This is a genomic window from Massilia sp. Root351 (assembly GCF_001425045.1).
Taxonomy (GTDB): domain Bacteria; phylum Pseudomonadota; class Gammaproteobacteria; order Burkholderiales; family Burkholderiaceae_D; genus Rugamonas.
Window position 1 is genome coordinate 109,222 of record NZ_LMDJ01000007.1, and the last position, 20,164, is coordinate 129,385.

Annotated in this window: 17 protein-coding genes; 8 read left to right on the forward strand and 9 right to left on the reverse strand. The window is 67.7% G+C overall.

What is annotated here, in order from left to right; translation table 11 throughout:
* Positions 1-24 precede the first annotated feature (24 nt).
* Positions 25-1,095, reverse strand: coding sequence for a hypothetical protein (locus tag ASD15_RS11540; protein WP_373888171.1), 1,071 nt, complete (start codon positions 1,093-1,095; stop codon positions 25-27).
* Between the two features lie 151 nt (positions 1,096-1,246).
* Here ASD15_RS11540 and ASD15_RS11545 point away from each other — a divergent pair, with 151 nt between their 5' ends.
* Positions 1,247-1,702, forward strand: coding sequence for a hypothetical protein (locus ASD15_RS11545; RefSeq protein WP_057154996.1), 456 nt, complete (start codon positions 1,247-1,249; stop codon positions 1,700-1,702).
* Between the two features lie 22 nt (positions 1,703-1,724).
* On the opposite strand, the gene ASD15_RS11550 is transcribed toward ASD15_RS11545, so the two are convergent.
* Together ASD15_RS11550 and ASD15_RS11555 are read right to left on the reverse strand one after the other, a co-directional pair.
* Positions 1,725-3,227: a choice-of-anchor X domain-containing protein gene (locus tag ASD15_RS11550; RefSeq protein WP_157200905.1), complete on the reverse strand. Its 1,503-nt coding sequence runs from the start codon at positions 3,225-3,227 to the stop codon at positions 1,725-1,727.
* The gene (locus ASD15_RS11555; protein ID WP_057154998.1) at positions 3,224-4,351 is read right to left on the reverse strand and encodes a hypothetical protein; all 1,128 of its coding nucleotides are present in this window, start codon (positions 4,349-4,351) and stop codon (positions 3,224-3,226) included. The genes ASD15_RS11550 and ASD15_RS11555 overlap by 4 nt, the downstream gene beginning before the upstream one ends.
* 203 nt (positions 4,352-4,554) lie before the next feature.
* Here ASD15_RS11555 and ASD15_RS11560 point away from each other — a divergent pair, with 203 nt between their 5' ends.
* The 7 genes from ASD15_RS11560 (at position 4,555) to ASD15_RS11590 (ending at position 14,668) form a co-directional block, all read left to right on the forward strand.
* On the forward strand, positions 4,555-5,037 hold the full coding sequence (locus ASD15_RS11560) for a cache domain-containing protein (RefSeq protein ID WP_307188278.1): 483 nt from the start codon (positions 4,555-4,557) through the stop codon (positions 5,035-5,037).
* Between the two features lie 179 nt (positions 5,038-5,216).
* On the forward strand, positions 5,217-6,818 hold the full coding sequence (locus tag ASD15_RS11565) for a hypothetical protein (protein ID WP_057154999.1): 1,602 nt from the start codon (positions 5,217-5,219) through the stop codon (positions 6,816-6,818).
* Positions 6,758-8,368, forward strand: coding sequence for a hypothetical protein (locus ASD15_RS11570; RefSeq protein ID WP_229418157.1), 1,611 nt, complete (start codon positions 6,758-6,760; stop codon positions 8,366-8,368). Before ASD15_RS11565 ends, ASD15_RS11570 begins: the two co-directional genes overlap by 61 nt.
* Before the next feature lie 25 nt (positions 8,369-8,393).
* Positions 8,394-8,873: a hypothetical protein gene (locus tag ASD15_RS11575; RefSeq protein ID WP_057155000.1), complete on the forward strand. Its 480-nt coding sequence runs from the start codon at positions 8,394-8,396 to the stop codon at positions 8,871-8,873.
* A 21-nt stretch (positions 8,874-8,894) separates the two neighbouring features.
* On the forward strand, positions 8,895-12,575 hold the full coding sequence (locus ASD15_RS11580) for a tubulin-like doman-containing protein (protein WP_057155001.1): 3,681 nt from the start codon (positions 8,895-8,897) through the stop codon (positions 12,573-12,575).
* A 13-nt stretch (positions 12,576-12,588) separates the two neighbouring features.
* Positions 12,589-13,953 carry a hypothetical protein gene (locus tag ASD15_RS11585; RefSeq protein WP_157200906.1) on the forward strand — a complete coding sequence of 455 codons (1,365 nt, stop codon included), beginning with the start codon at positions 12,589-12,591 and terminating at the stop codon, positions 13,951-13,953.
* 13 nt (positions 13,954-13,966) lie between these two features.
* On the forward strand, positions 13,967-14,668 hold the full coding sequence (locus tag ASD15_RS11590) for a hypothetical protein (RefSeq protein WP_057155003.1): 702 nt from the start codon (positions 13,967-13,969) through the stop codon (positions 14,666-14,668).
* 40 nt (positions 14,669-14,708) lie between these two features.
* On the opposite strand, the gene ASD15_RS11595 is transcribed toward ASD15_RS11590, so the two are convergent.
* The 6 genes from ASD15_RS11595 to ASD15_RS11620 all read right to left on the reverse strand — a co-directional run bounded on the left by ASD15_RS11595 (position 14,709) and on the right by ASD15_RS11620 (position 20,085).
* Positions 14,709-16,247, reverse strand: coding sequence for a cryptochrome/photolyase family protein (locus ASD15_RS11595; protein WP_057155004.1), 1,539 nt, complete (start codon positions 16,245-16,247; stop codon positions 14,709-14,711).
* A gap of 87 nt (positions 16,248-16,334) precedes the next feature.
* Positions 16,335-16,604 carry a hypothetical protein gene (locus tag ASD15_RS11600; protein WP_057155005.1) on the reverse strand — a complete coding sequence of 90 codons (270 nt, stop codon included), beginning with the start codon at positions 16,602-16,604 and terminating at the stop codon, positions 16,335-16,337.
* Positions 16,601-17,512, reverse strand: a complete 912-nt coding sequence (locus ASD15_RS11605) for a hypothetical protein (protein WP_057155006.1) — start codon at positions 17,510-17,512, stop codon at positions 16,601-16,603. Before ASD15_RS11605 ends, ASD15_RS11600 begins: the two co-directional genes overlap by 4 nt.
* Positions 17,509-18,870: a hypothetical protein gene (locus ASD15_RS11610; protein WP_057155007.1), complete on the reverse strand. Its 1,362-nt coding sequence runs from the start codon at positions 18,868-18,870 to the stop codon at positions 17,509-17,511. Before ASD15_RS11610 ends, ASD15_RS11605 begins: the two co-directional genes overlap by 4 nt.
* Entirely contained in the window at positions 18,867-19,697 is an 831-nt protein-coding gene (locus ASD15_RS11615) for an ABC transporter ATP-binding protein (RefSeq protein ID WP_057155008.1), read from the reverse strand. The genes ASD15_RS11610 and ASD15_RS11615 overlap by 4 nt, the downstream gene beginning before the upstream one ends.
* A complete protein-coding gene (locus ASD15_RS11620) occupies positions 19,690-20,085 on the reverse strand; it encodes a GntR family transcriptional regulator (RefSeq protein ID WP_057155009.1) in 396 nt (131 codons plus the stop codon). Before ASD15_RS11620 ends, ASD15_RS11615 begins: the two co-directional genes overlap by 8 nt.
* Positions 20,086-20,164 lie beyond the last annotated feature (79 nt).

The window sequence follows — 20,164 nt, forward strand, 5'->3', positions numbered from 1 at the left end:
TGTGTATGCCCTTGGGCCTGGCCCTTAAACCTGCCAGGCGCCGTCCCGGTAGACCGCTTGCTGGTCCAGCCAGACCGCTTCGGTCACGGCGAACACGTCCACATGATAGCGCGCATCCTTGCGCTTGAACTGCGGTTTCTGGTATTGCCCGTGCTTGGCGCCCAGCGACAGGTGGATGCCGCACATGCGCTCGAAGGTGCCGATGTCGTTGACCAGGCAGTGGCGCGAGAACGCGCGGTTCATGCCGAAGCCCAGTTCGCGCAGCCACACTTCGCCTTCGTGGGCGCGGATGATGGCCAGCATGTTGTCGAATTCGGGCGTGGAATCGATGGCGCCGGTGACCCGGCCCTGCTCGACGATCATGGTGATCGGCTTGGCCGGGTGGTTCACGTGGAAGGAGGTGTCGCCGAACACGAACACGCGCACCCGGCCGCTGACCGCTTCCAGGTCCTGCGCTTCGGTGAACACTTCGCCGATGGGGAACTGGCCGCCGACGTTGTTCATGTCGCGGTAGTCGCCGATATTGAGCTTGGCCGGTTCCAGCGGCGAGTCGAAGCGCAGCAGCGCGCCGTCGCCGCTGTCCACCACGGCCGACTGCGCGGCGTCGATGCGCGCCTTCAGGGCGCGGCCCACGCCGCGGTAGTAGGCCGGGTCGTAGGCCAGCGAGGCGATGTAGTGCAGGCCCTGCTCGCCGGGCATGCGCGACAGGTGCACATGTTCGATCACCTTCAGGCCGCGCTTGAACAGTTCGATGCGGATGCGGAACGCTTCCAGCCGGAAACTGGTGGACTGGATCAGCACCACCAGGTCGTCCCGGCCCAGTTCGGCGAACGCGGCCAGCACCTGGTCCGGGGCCACGGTGTCGAAATCGATGAAACGGCCGTCCGGCAGGGCGCGGCGGTAGGCTTCGGTCAACGCCTGGTTCAGCTCGCAGCGCCGGTCGTGCACCACCAGCGCGCGCTGCGGCGGCGCGTATTCGATGGCCATGGCCAGCAGGTCGGCGACGTTGCGGGCGGCCGTGTCGACGGCGGCTGCGGGCATGGCGCCGGCCGGGGCGGGGGAGGCGGAAGGCGGGAGATCGGACAACTGTGTCATTTTTTAATCAGAAGTAATACATATTGGAGGCAGGAGCATTATATGCCTTGCAATTTCCTTGTACAGCGCAGGGGAGGCGCGTAAAATCGTTGGAATATAGCCGGACGGCAACTTATAGATCCGGTGTCACACTACAGGCCAGGAGGCAGCGATGAGCTCAGTGAAGGGAATGGATTTGCCGCTGGAACGGCCTGACGATGGCGACGGACGGGCGGCGCTGTTCGTGCCGACCACGGCCATCAAGGAAGAAGTGCTGCAAACGGTGCGCAAGGGCGCAGCCATCGTCGGGTTCGGCAACCATGACCGCACCTTGACCATTTATTACGAGAGCAACCGCTTCGCCGAGCCGACGCTGGCGAAATGGGAGCAGAAGGCGCGCAAGTGCTTCGAGCGCCTGCTCGACAACCTGCCGACCACCAGCAAGATGGTCAGCAAGCCGGAGAACTTCGAGCAAGTCGGCTATATCAGCAGCAAGGGCATCGTGATCCGCCGCATGGACGCGCTGAACCGCTGGCTCGAGTACTCGGACGCGATGGACAGCGCGCCCGGCGGCGAAACCGTGGCCTTCGCGCCGCCGCCGCCGCCCAAGAAGATCGTGGCCGAGTAGGTCCTGCCTCCCGGCCCGCCCGCTACACCACCATGATGCTGGCCTGCGCCTTCAGCGGGCAGGGCAGCGTGTCGTCGAAGGTGATCGCGACGGCGCTGGCCACGAAGAAGCCGCCGATGTGCTGCGCGGCGATTTCCGGCGGCGTGCCCGGCTTGGTCAGGTTCACGTCCTGCGCGAACAGGAAAAGGCGCCACATGCCATAGACGGTTTGCTTGAACTTGAGCAGGATGCGGTAGGCCAGCTCCAGGTTCAGGCTGCCCGCGTAGACGCCGTCGTTGGCGCCGGGGTCGAAGCCCAGGCCGTCGTCGGTGAGCGGGACGATGAAATTCAAGCCCTGCGGCGCCTGGAAGATGGCGAAGGAATACAGGTCGGTGCCGTGGAACAGGCTGCCGTCCTCGCGGTGGAACCTGGCGCGCACCCACAAGGGACTGAAGGCTTGCACCTGCGGCGGCGTTTCCACGTCCACCGCGCCGGCGGTATGGATGTTGGTCTGGGTTTCCGTCACGCTGTGGCTGTAGGTGGCGCCGGTGGTGATGCGCTGGTAGGTCCAGCTGACGTCGGTGGCGTAGGGCACGCCGGCATTGGGCGCTTCCAGCATGGTCCATTCGGCCACCACGCGTTCGCCCACGGTCAGTTCGCCGGGGGCCGGCGCCGTGGCTTCCTGGCCGCGCCAGAACGGGTCGGCCGCGTCCGAGCAGGCCACGGCGATGGCCACCGAGGCGATGGCCGAGGCCACCCCGGCCACCGTATATTCCGGCTGGCCCGAGGCGGCGCCGTCCAGCGAGCAGCAGGTGACGCTGGGGTCGGTTTCCTCGACGCTGCCGCCCACGCTGAAGCTGGCCTTGCCCGCCCCCAGCGCGGCCGCGATGATGGCCACCAGCGCGGCGATGATGGCGATGATGATGGCGAGGATCTTCCACCACGGGTCGGCAAAGGGCAGCTCGCCGTGCACGCCGGCGAAGGGCGGATTCGGCACCCACACCATGGTCAGCCCGGTCGGCACCACGGGGCCGCCGCCGGGCGGACAGATGCACTCTTTGCCATCCGGTCCGGTCTGGCCCCAGCGCCTGCCGGGCAAGTGGCCTTTCAGGCCGGACACCGTCAGCGTGCCTTCCTGCACGGTGCAAGTGTAGGTGTTGTTGACGGCGTCGAAACGGGTTTCCGAGACGAAGATTTGCTGGATCGAGCGGCGCGCGGTAAAGCCGTCGGCGCGCGCCAGGATGCTGACCAGCGGCTTGCCGGGGCTGGCGTGCTGGAAGTCGGCGTCCCACATCACCTGGATGGCGGCGCCGGCCGGGATGCTGGCGAAATGGAAGGTGCGCGCTACCGGCGCGATGCCGGGGTCGCCCACGCTTTCCAGCCACACGGTGACGTTGGTCAGTTCGCTGGAGGACAGATTGGTGATGTGGGCGGCAATGCGCAGGCCATAAATGGCGTTGTCGAAAATACCGTCCGGCAGCATGATGCTGGTGACCGGCTCAATCGCGAACGGGCGCGTGAGCACCTGCATGGGGGTAGCGCTCATTTTTTCTCTCCTTGCCCTGGGTTGGGCCGAGCCACGACATAACTGACGCCGCCCACCACCTTGCCCTGGCTGCGTTCGATGATGTGCACCAGCTGGTACTGGCCGGGGCGCAGGCCGTCCGCGCTGAAGGCGGCGTACACGGCGGCGGCCATGCCGCGCCGCAGGTTCACGCGCAGGCCGCGGCCGCCGTGCCTGCCGTAGTCCGCGCCTTCCGGTTCGCCGCTGTGGACGGCGCCGCTGCCGGCTGCCGCGCCGCCGGGCCGGGCCGCGCCGCCCGCCGCGCCCATGTCGTCTTCCACCACGCCGGGTTCCTGCTCCAGCGTCTCGTCGCCGCCGACTTCGGAGCCGGCCGCGTAGGTCTTGGACATGCTCACCGCCAGTACTTGCTCCTGGCCGCCCTGCCGGCCTGCTTCACCGCCGCCAGTGCCCGCGCTGTCGCCGCGGTCAGGCCCATGCCGGTGCTTGCCGCCGCAAACCGGCTCCAGGCTCAGTTCCACCTGCACGGAGCGTTGCGGCGCCGGCCGCAAGTCCAGCTTGTCCAGGCCCAGCAGCGCCATTTGCCGCTGGTCCAGTTCGCCGCCGTATTCCACGCTGATGAAGGCTTCCTTGTCCTGGCGCGGCAGGGCGCGCACGCTGATCACCATGGCTGCCGCCAGCATGCTGGCCATCAGCACGGTGATGTTGCGCTGCGCGATCTGGTCGTGCGCGGGCGGGTCGAACACATAGCCGTTCGGCAGCGGATCGGGTATCGGGTTGCTGTCGCCAGGGCTGTGCGCCACGGCCAGCAGGCATTCGTGCCCGCCGTTGACGATGACCGGCACCCAGGGCACCAGGCACAGCACGTCCTGCCCGGCCGGGTCCAGGTCCAGGTCCACGAAGGCCGAGCCGATCGGATTGGCGGTGCCGACCACCACCTGGGCGCTCGGGTCGGCCCAGTAGAAATCGATGCGGGTGCCGTTGGCAACCGTGTTGCCGCTGTTGACGGCGTGGGCCCAGAGGTAGGCCGGCTGGCCGGCCACCGGCGTGCCGGGCGCGCCGTTCGGATCGGCGCCGGGCACGACCCAGATATCGGTGCTGGCCCACCAGTATGGCGAACCGTCGCGGATGGTGATGTGAGCAGGCATGACAGTCCTTTCGGAAGCAGTGCGGGAAGACCCCGCTGTCCAGCTTATGCCGCTGGCTGGGCGGCAATTTGATGCATATCAGACTCTGGCGTCTGCTTTGCGCAACCCGCTTGCGGAAGTCTTAGTGTTGCTGTAAGGCATGTGCTATGTTTGAGTGACGGGCAGCAACGATCTGTCCGCGCCTATCCCCAAGGAGACGTTTTATGATGAAACATGCATTCCAGGTCCTGTTTGCCGCCGTGCTGGCCTTGTCCATCGGTGGCGCCGCCCGCGCGCAGGACGCCGCCCACCGCGGCACAGCCGACGAGGCGGTGGCCATGGTGAAGAAAGCCGGCGCCTACATGGACAAGAACGGACGCGACAAGGCCATTGCCGCCTTCAACGACCCGAAGGGCGAATTCATCAAGGGCGATCTGTACGTCTTCATGTTCGGCACCACGGGCGAGCAGCAGGGCGTGGCGCTGGCGCATGGCCAGAACGCCAAGATGGTCAACAAGAACCTGACCGAGCTGAACGCCGGCGGCGTGTTTCCCATCAAGGAATTCCTGAAAGTGGCCAACAGCCCGGCCGGCAAGGGCTGGGTCTCGTACAAATGGCCCAATTCGGTGAGCAAGAACATGGAAGACAAATCCACATATATCGAGAAATTCGGCGATGTGCTGATAGGCGTCGGCATCTACAAATAGTCTGCCGCGAAAGTTCGGCTAAAATCCGCGATACAGCGCAATACGCCCCAGTAAAATGGGGCGTATTTTTTTGTGGTGTCTTGCCCGAACCGCAAGGCGCTGCGTTATGATGCAAAGAACAACTTGAGCTTGCCCAGGCGGAGCTCAGGTTCCGCAAGCGGATTAATTCGAGCACATACATGGCATACAGGTGGGAGACTTCCGACAGCGTCTGGCTGGAGGACGATGAAAGTGGGCAATTTCAGCTGGCGTCCAGCCAGGGCTTAAGCCGCATCGAGTGGCAGGCGCAGGCGCGCAGCCGCCTGCCGGACGTGGCGCAGCTATTGGGCGCGTCGCTGCCTGCGGGCTGCGCGCACGCGGCCATCTATCCGCAAGGCTTTGCGTACTGTCCGGAATGCGGCGCGGCGCTGCAGGCGTGCGCGCCGGCGGCGCAGCGCCTGCCCGCGTGGTGGGGGCCGAGCACGGCGCCGCTGCCGGTGAACGAGGCGCCGCTGCCGCGGCATGCGCCGCACGGCCTGCCGCTGACGGCGCTGCCGCTGGCGGCCAGCCTGGAATCACGGCCGCCGGAGCCGGAAGTGGGGCAGGCCGAATTGAAGATCCCGGCGCCGCCGAACGCGGTCTGCATGTTCGCGGCGGCGGACTTCGGCTTTGCCGCGCAGCGCTTGCTGGCGCTGGCTTACACCCGCAACGTGCTGCAGTACTGGGACCCGGCCGCCGCGCGCTGGCACGTCATGACGTGCGAAGATCATCTGGCGGACCTGAGCTTCAGCGCGTCGGCCTACGCCTGGCTGCCGGCGCATGGCGGCGCGCGGCGCGGCGAGGTGGCGCTGGTGCCGTCGGGACAGGGGCTGGTGCGGCTGGTGATCAATCCGGTCAGCGAGAGTTTCCATACTGAAGTGGTGCTGTCGGCCCGGCTGGCCAGTTCGCCCGGCATGGTGGGGCGGCGCATGGCCTGCCTGATCGCGGCCCCCGCCGGCGTGCGCCTGTGGACGGCCGATGCCGAGGGAGCGGACGGAGAGACGCTGGAGATTGCGGCGGAACCGGGCACTTCGGCGGCGCCTGATGCGATCCCGGACCCGGATGCGGAGTCCGCAGGGCGGGTTGATCACCCGCCGGCCGCCGGCGGCGCGGTTCCGGCCGAAGGCTGGTCGCGCCCCTTGAGCTACGACGGAAAACTGATCTGGCTGCACGCGCAGGGCCATCTGCAATGGCGTCCCGGCAGCGCGCCGCAATGGCTGCCGTGGCCTGCGGACTGGGCGCCGCGCCTGCAGCTGGGCGCGCCGGCCCGCAGCCGCGACGGCCGCCTGTGGCAGATCGGCCATCACCAGGGCCAGGGCTATTCCTTCCGCGAGCTGGGCGTGGCGCAGGCACAGGAACACGCCTTGCTGGACGGCGCGCGGCTCGGCTTCGGCACGCTGCTGTTCCGGCGCGGCCACCAGGTCAAGAACGAACCGTGGGACGTGGAGAACGTGGAAGACCAGAGCCGCGATTCGGCGCTGGTGCTGCCGCTGCTGGAAAACGTCAGCAGCACGCGCAGCCAGCCCACCGGCCTGGTGCTGCGCATGGAGCGCCCGCCCGCCAAGGCCGAGGACGCGCTGGGCGGCGCGGTGATCCAGCGCACCCTGATCGAATGGGTGGGGCAGCGCAACGTGATCCTGGACGAGGCGGTGCGGCTGTCGCATCCGGGCGACTGCCAGCCCTTCGTGTACCACGATTGCCTGTGGCTGCACCACCCGAGCTGGAACGAGATTCGCGGCTGGCACTTGAAAGCGCTGCCATGATGCGGCTGGCCTTGCTGCGGCCCTCGCTGCGACCGGCGCCGTGCGCCGCGGCGCTGGCGTTGGCTTGCGCGTTGACTTTGCCGGGCGCGGCGCTGGCCGCGCCGGTGTCGCACGTTTTCCTGGTGCAGAACTCCGGCTGGATGGAGCCGTTCTACACCGACCCCGCCTCGCCGTACAAGGCGCTGGTGACGGAAGTGGTGCTGGCCGCCATCCAGCCCGGCGATGCGCTGGTGCTGGCCGCCTTCAACCAAAGCCTGCCCGGTGCGCCGTCGCCCAAGGCGCTGCTGGCCGCGCAGGTGAACGACAAGCCGCAGCGCGCCGCCGTGGCGGGCGCGCTGGCGCCGTTGACGACCGCTAAAAAGCCCGGCAGCAGCGCCCTGGCCGACACCGACCTGGGCGAGGCGGTCAGCGCTTCCATCGCCACAGCGCTGGGCGGCAAGCCGGGCCTGATCTGGCTGTTTACCAATAACAAGAACAGCCCGAACAACGACCAGGCCACCGCGCAGCGCAACCGCGAATTTTATGAACTGATCCACCACGGCGGCAGCATCAAGAAGGCGCTGGCCTTCCCGTTGCACATGCCGGTGCAGGGCCGCTACAGCGCCAACGGCATGATGATCTACGTGTTCGCTATCGGCGACGAAGGGGCGCGCGGACTGGATGCGCTGCTGGGCGCCGGCCGCCTGCAGAAGGTCATCACCGAGCCGCCGGCACGCCTCAAGCCGCTGGACCAGGACACCGTGCGCCTGTACCCTGCGAAAGTGGAGAATGTGCCCGGCGTGGCGTTTTCCACCCAGCCCAACGGCATCCTGCGCGCCGACATCGATGCCGGCGCGTCCGCTGCCGCCGCTGCCGGGGCCGGCGGCACGCCGGACGCGCGCATCCAGTGGCGCCTGGAGAACACCATCTATCCGTACACCATCACCAGCGCGCGCCTGGCCGCGCGCTCCGTGCTGGCCGGCGCCGAGAAGCCCATCGTGCTGGGCGCCGGCACGGTGAACGGACTGGCGCCCGGCAAATCGCAGCCGCTGTCGTCCACCATGCAGCTGCCGGTGGCGCACTTGCCGGGCAAATGGTCGCTGGAAGCGGTGAAGGCGGCCGGTTCCGCAGCTGTGCTGCCCGGCGCCATCGAAGTGCAGCTGAGCGAGCAGAAGCTGGAACTGTCGCAAGCCTTCCGCGAGCGCATGGCCAAGCTGTTCCCCGGCGATCCGCTGCCCGACATCTTCACCCCGCCCAGCCAGGTGCAAGGCTCGCGCGCGGTGCTGCCGCTGGAGGTGCGCATGCAGTTCGGCGTCGCGCCCTTGCTGGCGCTGATCGGCGGCCTGGCGGCGCTGCTGCTGGCCGGCTTCGGCGCGGTGATGGCCGCCACGCGCCCACGCAAGGTGCAGGTCACCGTGGAAGGCGAATTGCGCACGCTGCACGTCAAGGCCGGCAACAGCCAGCCGCTGTTCGACAAGGCCGGCAACAAGGTCGCTGTGCTCAACACCAGCTTATTTGGAAACACGCTGACGGACCTGCGCGAAGGTGCGCAGGTCCGCCTCGGCCGCTAACTGCTTACATCGAGGATCAACCAGAATGCAAAACAATACCGACCCAGGCTTCAAGATCCCCGGCAACCAGGCCGACCCGAACGCCAAGCCGCCGGCCGAACCCACGCTGTCGCCGGTACCGCCCGGCGCCGCACCGGCCGCCACTGCTCCCGGCGCGCCGGGAGCCGCAGGCGCACCGATCGAGGTGGCGCCCGTGCAGGGGGCGCCGGCGACGGACACCTCCACGCGCGATCTGGCCATTGGCGGCGCAGTGTTCCTGGTGCTGCTGATCGTGTTCTTCTTCGCCCGCAACGCCTACAGCAACCACCTGGTGCGCCGCCGCGTGGCGCCGTCCTCGGCCGACACGGCGGGCTGGCTGATGTTCTTCGGCCTGGCCTTCATGAGCGCCGCCGCCGTGCTGGCCATTCTGAACGCCGGCAAATTCCTCACCGTGGCCATCACCGGCACCTTGCTCGTCCTCGGCATCGCCTCGCTGGCGGGCGCGCTGGTGACGGGCCGCCGTTAAACCAGGAGCCCAGGAGAGACCATGGCAGAATTCCAGAACAACGGCAGCGGCGCCAGCAAAAAGGCCGAACTCAAGGTAGACCTGCGCCCCACGCTGTTCATCGGCGCGGGCGGCACCGGCATGGAAGTGATGATGCGCATCCGCCGCCGCATCCTGTCGGCGGTGTGGAACCGCCGCCACCCCACGCGCGTGGAAGCCATCGGCCAGTTCCCGGTGGCGCGCTTCCTGCACGTGGACCTGGACAGCGGCGCCGTGATTGACGAAGGCAAGTCGCAGCGCAGCGACCCGTGGTACGAGCTGGTGAAACTGAGCGACGAGGAACGCCTGGTCGAATCGATCGACCTGCAGCAGTACCATGAGTCCGACGACAGCCTGGCGCGCTTCCCGCTGATCGAAAGCTGGATGCCGCTGCGGCCGAAGAAACTGCGCTCGTTGGGCATCGACCCGTCCAAGGGCGCAGGCCAGATCCGCGCCGTGGCGCGGCTTTACCTGTACGACAAATACCCCAAGCTGCGCGGCCGCATCAAGGGCGCGCTGAACTTCCTGAGCAGTAACGCGGGCAACGAGCGCAAGGAAAACTACCAGCGCCTCGGCCTGCAGGTGGACACGTCCAAGTTCCGCATCGTCGTCATCGGTTCCAACGCCGGCGGCACCGGCGCCGGCACCGCCATGGACCTGGGCTGGATCGCCAAGGCCATCGCGCGCCAGGAAGTGTCGGACAGCCAGGTGGACCTGGTGATGTTCATGCCGTCCGGTTACGCCAAGGCCAACAAGGAGCGCACCGAAGCCAACGCCTATGCCACGCTGATGGAGCTGGAAACGGCCATGCGCGACATGAACGCGCAGGTGCGCTGGGCCGACCCGGACAGCCTGACGGGCCGTGGCGCGCCGTTCGACGACGTGTATTTCGTCGATACCGCGAACTTGGCCAACAAGGCCACGCAGGACGTGAAAGACGTGTACCAGATGGTGGCCGATTCGCTGTTCGAGGACTTCGCCTCGGCCGATTTCGCCAACCGCAAGCGCTCGGTGGCGGTCAACCAGCAGCAGCACAAGCTGGGACCGTTCAACCCGCGCGTGCCGGAGCAGCGCTTCGGCGACATGCGACTGTCCTATTCCAAGGTCTATTCTGCCTTCGGCCAGGCCGTGCTGGACACGCAGCAAAGCCTGCGCGAAGACATCCGCGCCTACGAGCTGGCAGGGCTGATGGTGAAAGCCTTCTTCGGCCTGCTGGGCAGCGATGGCAGCAAGGCGCGCCGCGCCGGCGATCAGGAACGCGACGTCTTTATGCGCGAGCAGATGGCGATGTCCGAACACCCGTTCGACGAGTTCCCGGATTTCAAGAAGGGCACGGTGGACGTGGCGCCGTTCCAGGAATACGCGCTCACCGACCAGCTGTTGATGGACAAGGATGAACGCTCGCTGCTGGAGCGCGTCGAGAGCAAGGTGCAGCTGGAGATCGACCGCATCATGGGCGACTACGAGCTGAAACAATGGCGCGAGAAGGTGGCCGAACTGCTGCCGCACCTGGAGCGTGACGCCATCCGCGAGGCCGGCGCCACCGCCGAGACCAGCGAGGACCGTCTGAAGCGCCACACGGCCGAACTGCTGCAGCGCCTGAAGGGCCGCGCGCGCGAGCAGCTGTATGCGCTGCTGGACGACCGCAAGCAGGGCGGGCTGGAGTTCGTGCTGTCGCTGCTGGAGCAGATCAAGGCGCGCATTTCGCAGCGCGACCTGGTGCACATGGAACGCAACGGCAAGCGCTATCGCGACATCCGCGACGCGCTGCGCACGCGCCAGGTGGAGGAATCGCTGAACAACCTGTCGCAGGCAGCGGCCAAGATGTTCGGCAGCGAGGCGCAGTCGCGCGAAGTGATGGCGCACCTGAAGCGCGACATCGCCGACTATCTGCGCTTCCATATGCTGGCGGTCGCGGCGGGGCAGTCGGTCGAGCTGCTGCGTTCCATGTCGGCCTGGCTGGGCGACACGCAGTCGGTGGACGAGCAGGGCCAGGCGGTGTGGAGCGGCATCGCCGGCGAACTGCAGGAGGGGCGGCGCTGCGTGGAAGCCATGCTGGGTGCGGTGGACCAGCGCATTGCGCAGCTGCGCGCCGACGCGCAGCACGAACACGCCACCTACATGAAGCTGGCCAGCGACACGGTGCCGGAGGCGGTCAAGCTCACCGGCGACATCAGCGTATGGAGCGAGGAAGTACTGCTGGAGTTCGGCGGCTCGGCGCGCCTGTTCCCGCAGCTGGGCGACGAGAAGCTGCGCTCGGCGCTGTTGCTCAAGCTGTTCCGCCGCGCGCAGACGCAGTTGAGCAGTGAACAGCTGGACCAAGGCCAGTCGCCGCCCGACCCGCTGCTGGAGCGGCTGATGGCGATGTCGCCGCAAGAGCGGCAGCACACCTTCAACGAATGGATACGCAGCGCCATGCCGTGGGTGAATGCGCGCTTCTCGGCCGAGTTCACGCCCAACGCGGACCAGTTCAAGTGCTTTATCGGCGTGGGCGATGCCAATGCATGGCGCAAGCTGGAGGCGGAGATCAAGGCGGCGGTGCCGACCGGCTTCTTCCACGGCGACCTGGTGAGCATCGTCAACACCGGCATCGGCGGCAGGGCGGTGTGCTACATCGAGCTGTCCGGCGTGCCGATGACGGTGCTGCGCGGACTGCCGACCTGGCGCACTTCGTACCAGATCGAGAATCCCAAGATCCCGACGCACCTGCATTTCGACTCCACGCGCTTCCGCCACCCCATCGCGCCGTCGATGGATGAGCTGAACCGCCTGGCGGACGACTACGAGTGGTTCCTGCAGGCGATTGCGCTGGGCGTCATCAAGCGCAAGGCGGACCTGGCGGACCGCGAGGCGCTGTTCCAGCCGCGCGGCCAGTACCTGTTCGAAGTGGAGCAGGGCTCGGGCGAATGGCTGCAGATCGGCAACGAGTTCGCCATCCGCTCCAACGGTCTGCCAGCCTACTACCGCGACCAGGTGGTCGGCGCGGTGCAGCAGCGCCTGGCCCGCATGGGCGCGCACCAGTTCGTGCTGCTGGCGGCGCTGATGCGCTACTACCAGCACCGGGTGTACCAGCCCAAGCTGGAGGTGGACGAGACGGGCGCCGAACTGCCGTCGCCGTCGCTGCCCAATATTACCGCCAAGCGCCTGCACGACGAGTGGGTGAAGCGCGCGCAGGCCTTGAGCGCCGGCCTGGAGCCGGGAACGGTTGCGTCTGTGGAGCGCGCGCTGGAGTCGCTGGCGGCGTGGAGCGACCCGGTTGCCGGATCGTCCACCGACGCCTACAGCTGGGAAGTGCAGCATGCGGTGGACAAGCGCGTGCTCAAGCCGGAGATGCTCGCCAGCGACGCGGCTGCGGCGCGCGTGCTGGCGCCTGCAAGCGTGGCCCCGCCGGCTGCTGCGGCGGTTTCCGCGTCTTCCTCGCCTTCCGCGCTTCCGGTGGCTGCAGCGCCTGTGGCCATGCGCTACAAGGTGTTCGTCAACAAAACGCAGCAGGGGCCGTACACGCTGCCGGAGCTGGCGCAGCGCATCACGGCCGGTGAAGTGGACGGCAATACCAAAGTGTGGAACATGCAGTGGGTTCCGCGCGTCGACCAGTGGAAGCTGGCCAGCGAGATGCCGGACATCGCGCCGCTGCTTGGCGCCGCGATTCCCGATCCGCATGACGATATTCCCGATCCAGAATAAGGAAGGCTGAGCAGTGGACGTAGTGACGTACCGATGCATCAATAGCGCGTGTGGCCGGGGCTTTCCGCGCCAGGTGAACTTCTGCCCGTTCTGCGGCACCCGGCAAGCCGCTGCTGGCGCGCCGGCGCGCGCGGCTGTGCCGCCCACCGCCCCGCCCACCGCGCCGCCTGCGCGTACCGAGCGGCCGGGCAGCGTGGGCGTGCAAAAAACAGCCAATGTTGCCGGTGCTGCCGGTGTTGCCGGTTCTGCCGAGCCGGCCGCCGCGCGCGAGGCCGGTGCAGGCCATGCCAAAGCCGGGCCGGACGCGGCGCCGGCCGGCGGCGAAGCGCCAAAGATGACGCAGGAGCAGATCGCAGCGGCACAAGCGCGCCTCAACAAGGTGCGCGGCGTGCCGCCTGCCGGTACCGTGCATGCACCACCCACCGGCGGCGCCCGTCCGAAAGCCGGCCCGCCGATGCGGCAACCGATCGGCATCGGCACCTGGGTGCTGGTCGCCATGATCCTGGCCGTGATCTGGTATCTGGCCAAGCCCGCCAACAAGGAAGAACGCATCGCCGAGCGCGTCGCACAAGCCGAGAAGCTCGCCGCGGAATGCAAGCTGGACGACGCGCGCACCGAACTGGCTTCGCTGCGCACCGACAAGGCGCCGGCCGCCCAGATCCGGCGCGTGAACGAAGCCATCAACAGCGCCATTCTCGGCTGCGAGAAGAAACGCCAGCGTGCCAAGGCCTGGGCCGACCTGAAACCCGTGCTCGAGAACGCGGCGCAGACGGGCGCGGTTGCCACCGCCGACGCGCGCCTGTCCGCCTTCACAAAGAAATGGGGGGCTGACGATGATACGCGCGAATGGGACAAACGTCTCGACGGCTTGAAGACCGAGCGGCTGCTGGACGAAGCGGAAGCGTGCCACAAGAAGCCCGACCTGGCATGCATGGAAGCCAAACTGCTGGCTGCGGAAAAGATGCAGCGGGCGGAATTCGAATCCCGCATCCGCTCGCTGCGCGATTCCCTGTCGAAGCTGCTGGAAGCGACTGTGCTGGAACAGAAGGCGCCGCCCGCTGCCAGCCTGCCACCGCCCGCGATAGCCAACCAGCCGCCGCGCGGCGCCGCTGTCGCCCCGCCGCCGCCCGTCATCAGCACGGTTCCTCAGGCCGCACAGGCGGCCCAGCAGGCGCGCAAGATTCTGGCCGACGCGGAACGCGAGCTCAATCAAGGCAATTACAAAGGCGCCATGGACAAGGCCGAAATTTGTGCAACGATGATAGATGTCGGCAACCGCGAGTGCCTGGGCTTGAAGCAGCGTGCTGAGCGCTTGAACCGTGAAATGCTGCGCTGTGTGGCCAGCGGCGCGGACTGGATCAACGATCGATGCCAATAGAGACGGAGGCCTCATGAAACGCACACTCGGCTTCACCCTCATCGCCGCGCTGCTGGCCGGCTGCGCCGCGCCGGAGAACGGCGGACGCTACGGCCAGCGCAATGACGGCGGCGCCGGCAACACCGGGGGCAGCGCCGCGCAAAATGCCGCCACGGGCGCGGCCATCGGCGCGGTGGCTGGCTGCGCGCTTGCCGCGCTGGCCGGCAAGAAATGCGCGCAAGGCGCCGCCATCGGTGCGGCCATGGGCGCCGCCATCGGCTGGACCAGCTACTCGGAAAAGGTGGCCAGCGCGCAGACCGTCAACAACGAAGCGCGGCGCGAAGGGCTGGCCGTGCCCACCAACGAAATCCGCCTCAAGCAGTACGACGTGTTTTCCAGCGCCAGCGTGGCGCGCGCCGGCGGCGATCCGGTGCAGGTGGTTGGCAACATCAAGCTGTACGGCCAGTCGCAGCGCGTGCCGGAAGTGGTGCAGAGCATGACGCTGCTGAAAGCCAACGGCGAGAGGGCGTCCGACAAGCCGCAGATCGCGCGCGTGGAGCGCATCGATGGCGCCGGCCACTACCGGGCGGTGGGTGTCTACAAGATCCCGCGCGGCATGGAGCAGGGCCAGTACACCGTGCAGAGCGTGCTGCTGCTGGACGGCCGCGAGGTGGCACGCCGCACCGCCATGTTCCAGGTGGCGCAGTCCGCCGCCCCGGCGCTCGCGCAACGCTGACGCAAGCGGAACCGCGACCGCAGCCGCATCAGCCCCGGCGCTACAGTTCGTCCAGCCGTCCGCGCAGCGCATCGGCCCGCGTGCGCAGCGCCTGCACGTCGGACGGCGCCATCTTGCGCAGCTGCGGATACACCATGCCGATGCGTGGATTGCCGGCCAGTTTGGCCTCGTTGCCCGCAAAAAAATCCCAGTACAGGGCATTGAACGGGCAGGCCGACTCGCCCGTCCTGTCCTTCCGGTCATAGCGGCAGCCCTTGCAATAATCGCTCATGCGGTCGATATAAGCGGCGCTGGACACGTAGGGCTTGGTGGCCAGCATGCCGCCGTCGGCGAACTGGCTCATGCCCAGCGTGTTGGGCAATTCCACCCACTCGAACGCGTCGATGTACACGCCCAGGTACCATTCATGCACCTGCTGCGGATCCAGCCCGGCCAGCAGCGCGAAGTTACCGATCACCATCAGCCGATGGATGTGGTGCGCGTGCGCATGCTGCAACGAGTCGCCGATGGCGCTTGCCAGGCAGCGCATGCCGGTCTGTCCGGTCCAGAACCATTGCGGCAGCGGCAGCGCGTGCCCGAACACATTCTGCTGCCCATAGGCGGGCATCTGGCTCCAGTAAACGCCGCGCACGTACTCGCGCCAGCCCAGCACCTGCCGGATATATCCCTCGGCCGAGGCCAGCGGCACGCGGCCCTTGCGCCATGCCTGTTCCACTGCTGCCACCACTTCGCGCGGGTTCAGCATCTTCGTGTTGAGCGCGAACGACAGCAGCGAATGGAACAGCCGTGAAGCGCGGCTGCTCATCGCGTCCTGGAACTCGCCGAAATGCGGCAGCGCGTGTTCGATGAAGCCATCCAGCTGCTGCAAGGCTTCCTGCCGGTTCTGCGGCCACCTGAACTGCGCGGCGTGCGGCTCGCCGAAGCTGCGCGCGCCGCACGCTTCGATTTCTTGCCACAGCGCCGAATGGTTGTGGCAAGGACGGGTATCCTCCGGCTCCGCCGGCGTGCCGGGCCAGGACTTTCGGTTGTCGTGGTCGTAGTTCCACTTGCCGCCCTCGGGCTTGCCTGCCGCGTCCATCAGCACGCCGTGTTTGACACGCATGGTGCGGTAGAAGTGCTCCATCAGCCATTGCTTGCGGCCTTCGAACAGCTCGGCGGCCTCGTCGTGGCGGGTATAGAAGTGTTCGCTATCGGCCATGCGGCTGGGGATGGGCAGATTGCGCGCGTAGCGTGCCAGCTGCTCGTCAAGCCGCCACTCGTCCGGCATCTGGTACTCGAATTCGCTGGCGCCGAATTGTTCGATGGCGTCGTCGAGGTTGGCGGGCAGCGATTGGCGGTTGCGGGCGTCGCCGATCTTCAGGTAGTGCACGCGGTGGCCCTGCGCACGCAACTGGCGCGCCAGCTCACGCATGCCGGCGAAGATGGCGATGATCTTCTGCGCGTGGTGCAGCACATAGTCGGTTTCCTGGCGCACCTCCATCATCACGTAGAGGACGTCGTCGTGCCGGTGCCGGAACCAGCTGTGTTCCGGGTTGAGCTGGTCGCCCAGGATCAGGCGCAGGGTGGTGGTCTGGTGCATACCCGGACTCTAGGCCACCCGGTCCGCCGCGTCCAGCGGCCGCCAGCAGTGCGGCGGTTCAAACGCGGGTCGGCATGCCGGGCTGCGTCAGCGCAGCCTCAGATAGGAGCGCAGTCTGCGGGTGGTCCAAAGGCGCCGTGCGGCGAGCAGCAGCAACGCGCTGGCCGTCGCGATGGCGAGCAGGTAGCTGAAGTCGGCCTTGACACTGCCAATCGGCGTGGTGCGGATATCGGCCCAGCCAACCCAAACGTAGGCGGCCAGCCAGACCGCCACGGCGCCCCATCCGGCGTAAGGCTGCGGCAGTCCCTTCAGGACGACCGCGGCGGCGATCACCAGAGGCAGCTCGGCAAGGATCATCGCATGGCGCCAGACGGGCTGCGCCAATGCAGGTCGCGTACGGCCAGCAGGTGGTAGGCGTGATACACCAAGGCCGCCATGCCCAGCAGGTGGTTGGCGGTCAGCGCGCCGCCGGGACCGGCGCTCGACATCAAATCGATGAAGAAGACGCAGAGGGCGCTGGCCGCCAGGCTGTGCCAGTCGAGTTTGCAGTCGTCCACCACCGACACGCCGCGTTTCAGCAGCGCGTAGCGCCGCATTCTTGCCAGCCAGCCGAGCAGCAGCGAATGCTCCCCGTTGCGGGCGCCGGCACACAGTGCGGGCGGACCGCGCCAGCGCAGCAACAGAGCCGCGGTCAGGGCAGGCCAGCACAACAGGGCCAGCGCCAGCAAGGCGCCTGGCTGCGCGGCGAACGCCGTGTTCAGCATGGCCGGGCCGCCCAGCACCAGCGGCAGGATCACGGCAAAGGCGGCAGCGGGGTGGATCGCGTTGCGCATGCGCGGCATTAGTTCCGATTGCGCCAGTGAATACACGGTGCCCAGGCAGGCAGCAAGCGATCCCAGCGCGCCGGCGCTGAGCCAGTACGGCTTGGGAGCCGGGCGCAGCGCGACCTGCACCATCAGCGTTAGCGCCAGCACCAGCCAGGTGAGCGATGTGTCGCGCAGGCAGTTGCGCAAGAAGGGCGTCCAGGCGGCAGCTGGCGCACGCATGTTTTCCAGCGTCTTGCGGGACTGGATCAGCTTGTTGGCGCTTGCGGCGGCATGCAGGAACATGCCGGCGCTGGCGAAGCTGGCCAGCAGCAGGCTGCCGGTGCGGCGTCCCTGCTGGTCGGTGCGCGTGGCGATGAAGATGAATAGCAGGCTCAGGGCAACGAAGCCTGCCAGGCCGAGCAGCTGTGCGTTGGTTTTTTTGATGGCGAACGACGTCAAGCGAATACTCCTTGGGGATGCATGTTGCGCAGCAGTTTTTCGGGCGTCCAGCGGCGGTTGGCGAGCCAGGTGCAGGCTGCCGTGCCTGCGGCCAGGAACAGCACGTAGCCGGGACCGATGGTCCAGCGCAGCGTGTCGTAACCCGCGTACAGGGCGCCCAGCCCTGCCGCTGCTGCAGTGCCGATCAGCACGGCCAGCGCAAGGGGACGCAGCGTGCGGACCAGTACTGCCGCGCTGGTCAAGAACACCAGCTCCAGCGGCAGGATGGCGACCTGCAGCACGCTGGCCAGCGCGTGCGCCGGCGCGGCGCCAAAGCCGATCCTGGCTGCCAGGTAGGCAATGGTGATCAGCAGCATGGCGGCAACCTGGAACGTCAGCGTGGACAGCAGGATGTGGGTGCCGATGCGCTTGCGCTGCAAGCCGCCGGGCAGCAGCAGCCCGCGCCAGTGCAGGTCGCGCACGGCCAGCTTACCGGTGGTTATCATGCAGATGAAGAACAGGCCGATGGCGCGCAGCGGCGTGGCAGGGCTGTTCCAGTGTACCGTGAGCATTTGCAGCAGCACGATGTAGAACAGGATTTCGCCATTCATCACCATTGCCGCTTTGCGCAGCGGCCCGGGGGCTTGCGGCATATCGCCCGCCTCTGCCTGCGGCCGCCATTGCAGCACGGTGTAGCGCCGCATGAACGCGGCGGCGCGGTTGATGCGCCTGGGCGCAGGCGCCACCGTGCCGTAGGCCGGCACCTGGCCAGCGTGACGCCGCCAGCAGGCCCAGGCCAGCGCCGGCCACGCCAGGCTGAACGCCAGCAGCAGCGCGGCCGGCAGTGCTGCGAACCAGGCCAGGGCGGCGCCGGGACCTTTCAGCGCCAGCGCCAGAATCACGGCGAGCGCTGCCGGTCTTGCGGCCCGTCGCCAGATGGGCCGCACCAGGCCAGCGCCCGCCGCGGCGCGCAGCGCCGCAAAGCACAGCAGCAAGGACAGCAGCGCCGGACCGGCCAGCCAGAAGGTGCTGGAGGCGGGCATGGCCAGCTGTATGGCGGTGCCGGCGCTGACCGCCGCCCAGTAGCGTGTGATGGTGGCCAGCCAGGCACCCAGCCAGGCGCGCCACAGCGCATCGGGAACGCGCAGCGCGCCGAGCACGCGCAGCGCGTCGTGCAATCCCTGGGCGTGGTAATGGACCACCAGCGTCAGGAACACGCCGCCGGCCCCGAGCATGATCTTGATGGCGGTGTCGGCGCCCTGGCCCGGGCTGCCCGTTACCGTCAGCAGGCTCACCCAATACACGCCCAGGCAAGCCAGCATGACCTTGGCGGCCATCGCGGTCAGGGCCGGCACCACGGCGAGGGGAGCGGTTTTCACGTGTTCAGTTCCATGAACAATTCATCGAGCGCGAGCGCGCGGCCGGCGCCGGCCAGGTGCGGCGCGCGGCGGCTGTCGACCAGCAGCTGGCCGCTGGCGCGGCTGCGCCACAGCACCGCGCCGGCGGGCGCGTCGCAGCCAGGCGGCGCCAGGCGGTAGTGCTCCAGCATCGCGTCCCAGCTGTCGTAAGCCTGCAGGCGGCCTTCGCGGATGAAGGCCACGTGCGACACCACGCGTTCCAGGTCGCTCAGGATGTGGCTGGAAATGAGGATGGTGCGCGCGCGCGCGGGTTCGGCGCTGTTGAAAATGGCGCGCATGAACTCGCGCCGCGTGAGCGGGTCCAGGCTGGCCACCGGTTCGTCGAACAGCAGCACGTCCGGATCGTGCGCCAGGGCCAGCACCACGGACAACTTTTGCTGGTCGCCGCCGGACAGTTTGCTCACGTTGCAGGACAGCGGCAGCTCCAGCCTCAGCGCCAGCGCCAGGCAGCGCTCCTCGTTCCAGCGCGGGTAGGCGCGGCCTATGGTCTGCAGGTGTTCCAGCACCGTCATCCAGCCGAACAGGTCGGGCGACTGCGCCACGTAGCCGAGCCGTTCGCGCACCGCGTCGCTCAGGTCCAGCGAAGGGCAGCCCAGCAGCTCGCTGCTGCCCGTATCCGGCGACACCAGGCCGGCCAGGCATTGCAGCAGCGTGGACTTGCCGGCGCCGTTGCGGCCTACCAGGCCGACCACGGCGCCGGCGGGAATGTCCAGGGAGATATCGTGCAGCACGTCGCATTGTTTGCGGCGCAGCGTGAGGCCGGTGGCGCGGATGGCGGAATCAGTCATGGTTTTCCTTTGCGGATGGATCGTTGAGGCACTGTGCAAAAAGTTTGAGCGCGTCGGCCGGTGCAATGCCGAGCTGGCGCACCATCTGCGCGGCCGCCTGCAGCGCGGGCTGCAGCATGGCCGCCTTGTCCTGCGGCGTGGAGGCGGGCTGCGCGTCGGCCACCACCATGCCCAGGCCGCGCCTGCGCGCCAGCAGGCCTTCAGCCTCCAGCAGGCTGTAGGCCTTGCTGACGGTCATGGGATTGATGGCGTGGTGCTGCGCCACGGCGCGCACCGACGGCAGCTCCTCGCCCGGCGTCAGCTGCCCGCTGGCCACCAGGCGGCGCACCTGTTCCACGATCTGCCGGTAGATCGGGATGGGAGAGGTGGGGGCGATGTCGAAGTTCATGCGAATTAGTGTATCACTACATTAATACACGTAGCAAATATAACTAACCGCCGGCGGCGCCGTGCCGGCGGTTCGCGGC

Bases quoted from the DNA above. Each gene is read 5' to 3' on its own strand.
- ASD15_RS11590 (WP_057155003.1), top strand. From the start codon at position 13,967: ATGAAACGCACACTCGGCTTCACCCTCATCGCCGCGCTGCTGGCCGGC.
- ASD15_RS11595 (WP_057155004.1), bottom strand. From the start codon at position 16,247: ATGCACCAGACCACCACCCTGCGCCTGATCCTGGGCGACCAGCTCAAC.
- ASD15_RS11550 (WP_157200905.1), bottom strand. From the start codon at position 3,227: ATGAGCGCTACCCCCATGCAGGTGCTCACGCGCCCGTTCGCGATTGAG.
- ASD15_RS11560 (WP_307188278.1), top strand. From the start codon at position 4,555: ATGATGAAACATGCATTCCAGGTCCTGTTTGCCGCCGTGCTGGCCTTG.
- ASD15_RS11545 (WP_057154996.1), top strand. From the start codon at position 1,247: ATGAGCTCAGTGAAGGGAATGGATTTGCCGCTGGAACGGCCTGACGAT.
- ASD15_RS11565 (WP_057154999.1), top strand. From the start codon at position 5,217: ATGGCATACAGGTGGGAGACTTCCGACAGCGTCTGGCTGGAGGACGAT.
- ASD15_RS11600 (WP_057155005.1), bottom strand. From the start codon at position 16,604: ATGATCCTTGCCGAGCTGCCTCTGGTGATCGCCGCCGCGGTCGTCCTG.
- ASD15_RS11575 (WP_057155000.1), top strand. From the start codon at position 8,394: ATGCAAAACAATACCGACCCAGGCTTCAAGATCCCCGGCAACCAGGCC.
- ASD15_RS11540 (WP_373888171.1), bottom strand. From the start codon at position 1,095: ATGACACAGTTGTCCGATCTCCCGCCTTCCGCCTCCCCCGCCCCGGCC.
- ASD15_RS11555 (WP_057154998.1), bottom strand. From the start codon at position 4,351: ATGCCTGCTCACATCACCATCCGCGACGGTTCGCCATACTGGTGGGCC.
- ASD15_RS11615 (WP_057155008.1), bottom strand. From the start codon at position 19,697: ATGACTGATTCCGCCATCCGCGCCACCGGCCTCACGCTGCGCCGCAAA.
- ASD15_RS11620 (WP_057155009.1), bottom strand. From the start codon at position 20,085: ATGAACTTCGACATCGCCCCCACCTCTCCCATCCCGATCTACCGGCAG.
- ASD15_RS11580 (WP_057155001.1), top strand. From the start codon at position 8,895: ATGGCAGAATTCCAGAACAACGGCAGCGGCGCCAGCAAAAAGGCCGAA.